Source organism: Candidatus Frankia nodulisporulans (assembly GCF_902806475.1).
Taxonomy (GTDB): domain Bacteria; phylum Actinomycetota; class Actinomycetes; order Frankiales; family Frankiaceae; genus Frankia; species Frankia umida.
Genome location: NZ_CADCWS010000247.1, coordinates 1 through 6,109, shown reverse-complemented (window position 1 = coordinate 6,109; position 6,109 = coordinate 1). Strand labels below are relative to the sequence as shown.

Below are 6,109 nucleotides of genomic sequence, written 5' to 3'. Positions count from 1 at the left end.
GAGAGGGCCGCGGCCGGTGAACAGCAGGTTCCGCGCCGGCACCGACCCCCACACCGCGGGCAGCCGGCCGGGAAACGGCACCTCCACCGCCGGGGCCTGTCCTGGTACCCCGCCGGGGAAACCGGCCGAGACCCGGTTCGGGGCGGCCAACCCGACCGCTTCGAGGAGCCGGCGTCGTGCGGTGGGCTCGTCGACGCCGTGCAGATCCCGGTAGCCGATCATGCCCAGCACCGTCGGGATCGCACAGTCGGCGACTCGTAGCGGGGTCAGTTTCCGGCCGGCCAGCGCCCCGGTCCATTCCTGGGTGCACCAGTGCGACACGAAATACGCCGGTGAGCAGACCGCGACCGTCCGCGCCGCAGCGTCCATCTGCTCGCTGATCCACACCACGAAGTTCTCCCCCGCCGGGGAGTCCCACACCTGGATCCGCACCACCTGACCCGCGGCTTCCAGCACCTCGGCGACCCACGTCGCCCACCCCTCATCCGCCCCCGTGTACGAGACGAAGAAATCCACCCCACCCGCCGGTGGTGGTGGTGTGGTGTGGCCGGCCGTCTGATCCCCCACGCTCATAACCACCCACCCTGCCACCACCACCGCCACGAAACGTCACAAACCCGCCGCACAGCGAACAGGCCCCGGCCGCCACCCCGCTACACCCCTCCCCACGCCGACACAGACCGGCAGGAGCAGAAACAGGCGGGGCGGCCACACCGTCGGAACCCGCCCGCGTCTCGCGGCCGCGGACCCCGCAACAGCACACCCACCTGGCATCCACCGATCCGGCCCCTGACGCGGAGTGCACAGGGGTGCCGGAGACGCCGGACAGTCCGCGGATCAGAGCCGGTCAGCCATATCCGCCCGATTTTCGGCGGCTACTACGGCAACCCCTACGGGGCGCTGGCCGCGAGGTGAGATCCGGTTTGGGTGACTATGCCATCCTGTTCGGGTGACAGTCGGGGGCGATGGGCGTGCTTTCGACGTCTTCGTGTCCTGCGCACCGGACGGGGACGACTGGGGGCAGTGGATCGCCCACACCCTGGAGGAGGCCGGGCATCGGGTGCGGCTGGACAGCTGGGACGTGGTTCCGGGAATGAACCGGATCGCCTGGCTGAACGACTCCCTCCAGCATTCCCGGCACACCATCGCGGTCGTCTCCGACGGTTATCTGGAATCACCGCAGGCATTGGCCGAATGGGGTTCGGCCTGGTCGCCGCGGATCGCCGGTGGCGAACGCAGACTGCTCGTCGCACGGGTCAGCGACCGCCCGATTCCCGGCCTGCTCGGCCAGCAGGTCCCCCTCGACCTGGTCGGACGCACCCCCCTGGCCGCCCGAGCCCTGCTCCTCACGGCCCTGAACAATCCCGAAACCACCGGAAACCCCGAATCCACCGAATCCACCGGCGATTCCACATCCACCGGTCATCCCGAATCGGCCAGGACCATCGACCGGACGGCCCGGTTCCGCGCCGAGGTGCTGTTCCCCGGCGAGTTGCCCGCCGTCTGGAATGTGCCGCGGCCGGCGGCCCGTTTCGTCGGACGCACCCGGGAACTGGGCCACCTCGGCGAGTCGATGGCGCGCAACCGGCTGGTCGCGGTGACCGGACTCGCCGGGATCGGCAAGACCAGTCTGGCCGTCGAGTACGTCCGCCAGCAGCGGATGGATTTCGACGCCGTCTGGTGGGTGCCCGCCGGCCGCGCGGACCGCGTAGGTGACCGCATCCGCGGCCTCGCCCCGGCGCTCGGTCTGCCCGCGCACGCGGACCCCTCGGCTGTGCTGGACCGGTTGGACGCCGCCGACGGACGGTGGCTGCTCATCCTCGACGACGCCGCCGACCCGGACGCACTGCCCGGCTGGCTGCGACCGTCGTCCAGCGAGGGGCGCATCCTCGTCACCTCCCGCACCGACGCCTGGGATGACGCGGGCGCCGTGCTGCCGGTCGGACCGATGCCGCGCGCCGAGTCGGTGGCGCTGCTCTCCGACCGCGTCGTCGGCCTCGGCCGGGGCGACGCAGGCCGAGACAACGCCGATCGGGGTGATGCCGGGTGGGGTGACGCCGCCGAGGTGGCGGTGGCCGAACGGATCGCCGAACGGCTGGGGGATCATCCGCTGGCGTTGGACCAGGCCGCGCACCGACTCCGCGAGAGTCAGGCTCCCCTCGCCGTCTACCTCGCGGCGTTGGAGGCACGCCCGGCGGTCCTGCTCGGCCAGGGCGAGGTCCCCGGACGACCCGGGCTCACCGTCGCCACCCTGTGGGACGAGACCCTACGGACGTTGCACGCCGACCATCCCGCCGCCGGTGAACTGCTGCGCTACGCCGCCCACGCCGACGCGTCCGTGCCGATGCCCAGCTGGCTGCCCGCGCTCGCCCCGGAGACGATCGCCGGCGGCGACCTGCGCACGAGCGCCCGCGGCCCGTTGGAACTCGCCGATCTCGCCGCCGACCTCCAACGCGTGGGCCTCGCCCACTCCGACCGGGCCGGGGTCGGCCTGCACACCCTCGTCCGCGCGGCCGTCCGCGCCGACACCAGCCCCGAGCAGGCCGCCCAGATCGTCGACTCACTGGGCCGGATGCTGCACGCGGCGCTACCCGAACGCGTCGCCGCGACCCCCGAGGCCTGGCCCGCGTGGCGCACACTGCTCCCCCACGCACTGGCCACCCTGGACGCCGCCCCGCCCGCGGCCGACACCGCGCACACCGCCTGGCTCGCCGAGCACAGCGCCGCCTACCTCACCGAACAGGGCCAGCCCCACCAGGCCGAACCCCTGGCCGCCCGCGCCGTCTCCGCCTACGAACGCCTCGACGGCCCGGATCACCCCGACACCCTGGCCGCCCGCGAAACCCACCTGCGCGCCGCCCTCAACGCCGACGATCCCCGGGTCGCCGGCCCCCTCGCCGAACGCAACGCCGCCGACCGCGCCCGCGTCCTCGGCCCGGATCACCCCGACACCCTCACCAGCCGGGAAACCCTGGCCCGCACCTACCAGCGCGCCGGCTACCACGAGCACGAGCACGCGCACAGCCTGCTCACCCAGAACCTGGCCGACCGCACCCGTGTCCTCGGCCGCTACCACCCCGACACCCTGGAAAGCCGCCACCGCCTCGACGCCGCTCTCGACGACGCCGGCCGTAGCGACGCCGCCGTCCGCCTGCTACGGCCCACCATCATCGACCGCGACCGCATCCTCGGCCCCGACCATCCCCAGACCCTCGACACCCGTCACCAGCTCGCCGTCACCTACCGAGGCATGGGCGCCACCAACGACGCCCTCGCCCACGCCGAACCCACCCTGGCGGCCCGCGAACGCGTCCTCGGTCCAGACCACCCCGCCACCCTCGACAGCCACCACAACCTCGGCGCTGTCTACCTTCAGGCAGGCCGGCGTGACGAAGCCACCCGCGAACTCGAGAGCGCGCTCACTGGCCGCGACCGCGTTCTCGGCCCCGACCATCCAAATTCCTTGGAGAGTGCCGACTTCCTCGGACGTGCGCACCTTGCCGGCGGCCGACCAGATCGTGCCATTCCCCTGTTTGACCGAGGCGCGGCTGGACGCGACCGTATTCTTGGCCCCGACCATCCCGAGACGATACAAAGCCGCGGCCAGCTTGCCGCCGCCTACATCGCCGATGGCAGAAAAACAGAAGCAACGCCGCAGCTGGAGCACATTCTGGACCGACACGAACGCGTCCTCGGCCCGATGCATCCCCAGGCGCTCGACGCCCGAGAACGGCTGGCATCGCACTACCGTGATACCGGCCGTCCTGATGCGGCCTACCACCATCTGGAGCGGCAGTTGGTCGCCCATGCTCGGACCGATGGCGCTGCCGATGCCCGTACGTTGCGTACCGCTGCCGACCTCGCCAAGGTATGCCGTGAAACCGGCCGCCTACCCGAGGCTGTCGATCTCGCGGAACGCGTCTACGCCACTCGCGGCCAGATCTTCGGTGCCGACCATCCCGACACCAAAGCCGGACGCAGTGCGCTCGCCGACACCTATCGCCAGGCCGGAAGACACTCCGATGCGGCACCGTTGGACCGCGCCACCTTCACCGACGCCATGCGCGAACATGGCCCGTTTCATCCGGATACCATCGGCGCCCGAAGAATTCTCGCCGAATCGGCCAGCCGGCCGGCCTTGGAACGGCCGGACAGGACAGATTACTCACTGACTCCCGAACACCGGACCACGCGGTTCAACTTCGAATCCCCCGGCTGATGAGACCCTCGAAGAGGGTATCAGCTCTGCCCAGATGAATCGCCCGGATCAGCGCCGTTCCCGTTGTCCTCTTCATCGAAGACACGTCCGAGTTTTCCCATCCGGTCGAACAGGCGCTGCCGCGGATCGGCCTCCGCCCGAGCCTGCTCGGCTGCCCGCTCCCGCGCTTCCTGTGCCCGCGCATCCGCCTGCGCGTTTGCCTCATCGGTTTGTTTGCGCATCAGCTCCGCCAGTTCCCGCTGGGCCGACTCGAGGTCGTACCGGGCGGACAGGCGGTTCGTGAGTTCCTGGTCGTCACGGCTGGCCCAGGTGCGGGTGAAGGAGCCGTCCCAGTCCACGGGGCGCAGCGGTGGACGTTCACCCGGCGCCGCGTTCCAGTTCACGGGTGGCAGCGGCTCGCGTTCGGCCGGCGTCGCGTTCCAGTCCACGGGTGGCAGTGGCGGACGGTCCGTCGAGGGCGGCGCCGGCGGTTCCGCGGAACCGTGCGACGTGGACTCCGCGTTGGGCGAGTCCTCGGGGTCAGGGTCGGACGGAGCCTGCGACATGTCGATCCCTCCGCAAGACGGGCACTGCGGGTAATCCTCTCACCGCGTCCGCGTGAGGGGGGAGATCGGGCCGCTTTCGCCGCTGTTACCGGCGGGTGGTGCGGAGACGGGCAGGGTGCGGGCGAGGACGGCGGCGATGCGTTCGGCGGCGTGGCCGTCCCACAGGGCGGGGCGGCGCGGCGGCGGGGGATGCTCGAGGGCTTCGCGGGCGGCGGCGATGACCACCGCGGGGTCCCGGCCGACAACCCGGTTCGTGCCCTCGGTGACAGTGAGTGGACGTTCGGTGGTGTCTCGCAGGGTCAGGCAGGGCACCCCGAGGACGGTGCTCTCCTCCTGGATGCCGCCGGAGTCGGTGAGCACCAGGCGGGCGCCGGCCTGCAACGCGATCGAGTCGAGGTAGCCGACCGGTCCAAGGAGGCGGATTCCCGCGGGTAGCCGGTCGGCCAGCTGCGCGGCGGTGCGCGGATGGGCCGGGAAGACCAGTGGGCAGCGGGTGGCGATCTCGCCGAGGGCGCCGAGCAGGCCGGTGAGCGTGGCCGGGTCGTCGACGTTCGCCGGCCGGTGCAGTGTGAGCAGACCGTAACCGCCGGGGCGCAGGCCAAGGTCGGCCAGGATCGGTCGGGCGAGGGCGTCCTCGCGGCGGGCCAGCAACGTGTCCACCATGACGTTGCCGACCAGATGAACCTGCTCGGACGGCACCCCCTCGCGCAGCAGATGCTCCACTGCCTCGGGTGATGTCGCGAACAGGTCGTCGCACAGCCGGTCGGTGACGATCCGGTTGATCTCCTCGGGCATCGACCGGTCCCCGCTGCGCAGCCCGGCCTCGACATGCGCGGCCCGCACCCCCGCCTTCGCGGCGACCAGTGCGCAGGCCAGCGTCGAGTTCACGTCACCGAACACGACGACGAGGTCGGGGCGCAGCCGGCCCAGCAGCGTCTCGAACGAGGTCATCACCGCGGCCGTCTGCACGGCGTGCGAGCCGGATCCCGCCGCCAGATGATGGTCGGGCGCCCGCAGATCGAGGTCGGCGAAGAACACCCCGCTCATCGCCTCGTCGTAGTGCTGCCCGGTGTGGACGAAGCTGGTACGCATCCCCGTGCTCTCAAGCGCGTCCAGCACCGGTTTGGCCTTGACGAAGTTCGGCCGTGCCCCGGCGACCACCACAGCGTGCACGTCGGACGGATCACCAGGCCCGGTGCCGGGCCGCGGCCCGAAAGCGGCGCCGGGCCCGCCTCCCGACCGCGGCGCCGGCACGGAGCCGGATCCGGTCATGCCGACGCCCCACCAGCCGACGTGACCGCGCCAGCCGACGTGGCTGGGCTGCGCGAAGTGGTCGGGCTGGGCG

Annotated in this window: 4 protein-coding genes; 1 reads left to right on the top strand and 3 read right to left on the bottom strand. The window is 71.7% G+C overall.

Features of this window, described 5'->3' with window-relative positions:
- On the bottom strand, positions 1-573 hold a 573-nt coding region (locus G6R24_RS17245), incomplete at its 3' end, for a toll/interleukin-1 receptor domain-containing protein (RefSeq protein WP_163550254.1).
- A 376-nt stretch (positions 574-949) separates the two neighbouring features.
- Between G6R24_RS17245 and G6R24_RS17240 the strand changes: the two genes are divergently transcribed.
- Positions 950-4,219 carry a tetratricopeptide repeat protein gene (locus tag G6R24_RS17240; RefSeq protein ID WP_163550253.1) on the top strand — a complete coding sequence of 1,090 codons (3,270 nt, stop codon included), beginning with the start codon at positions 950-952 and terminating at the stop codon, positions 4,217-4,219.
- 20 nt (positions 4,220-4,239) lie between these two features.
- Here the strand turns inward: G6R24_RS17240 and G6R24_RS17235 are convergent, their stop codons facing one another.
- On the bottom strand, positions 4,240-4,764 hold the full coding sequence (locus G6R24_RS17235; RefSeq protein WP_163550252.1) for a hypothetical protein: 525 nt from the start codon (positions 4,762-4,764) through the stop codon (positions 4,240-4,242).
- Positions 4,765-4,803: 39 nt separating this feature from the next.
- Complete coding sequence (gene wecB, locus G6R24_RS17230; protein ID WP_163550255.1) at positions 4,804-6,036, bottom strand: non-hydrolyzing UDP-N-acetylglucosamine 2-epimerase; 1,233 nt, start codon at positions 6,034-6,036, stop codon at positions 4,804-4,806.
- Positions 6,037-6,109 lie beyond the last annotated feature (73 nt).

Excerpts from the sequence above, each read along its gene's own strand:
- G6R24_RS17235 (WP_163550252.1), bottom strand. The coding sequence starts at position 4,764 with ATGTCGCAGGCTCCGTCCGACCCTGACCCCGAGGACTCGCCCAACGCG.
- wecB (WP_163550255.1), bottom strand. The coding sequence starts at position 6,036 with ATGACCGGATCCGGCTCCGTGCCGGCGCCGCGGTCGGGAGGCGGGCCC.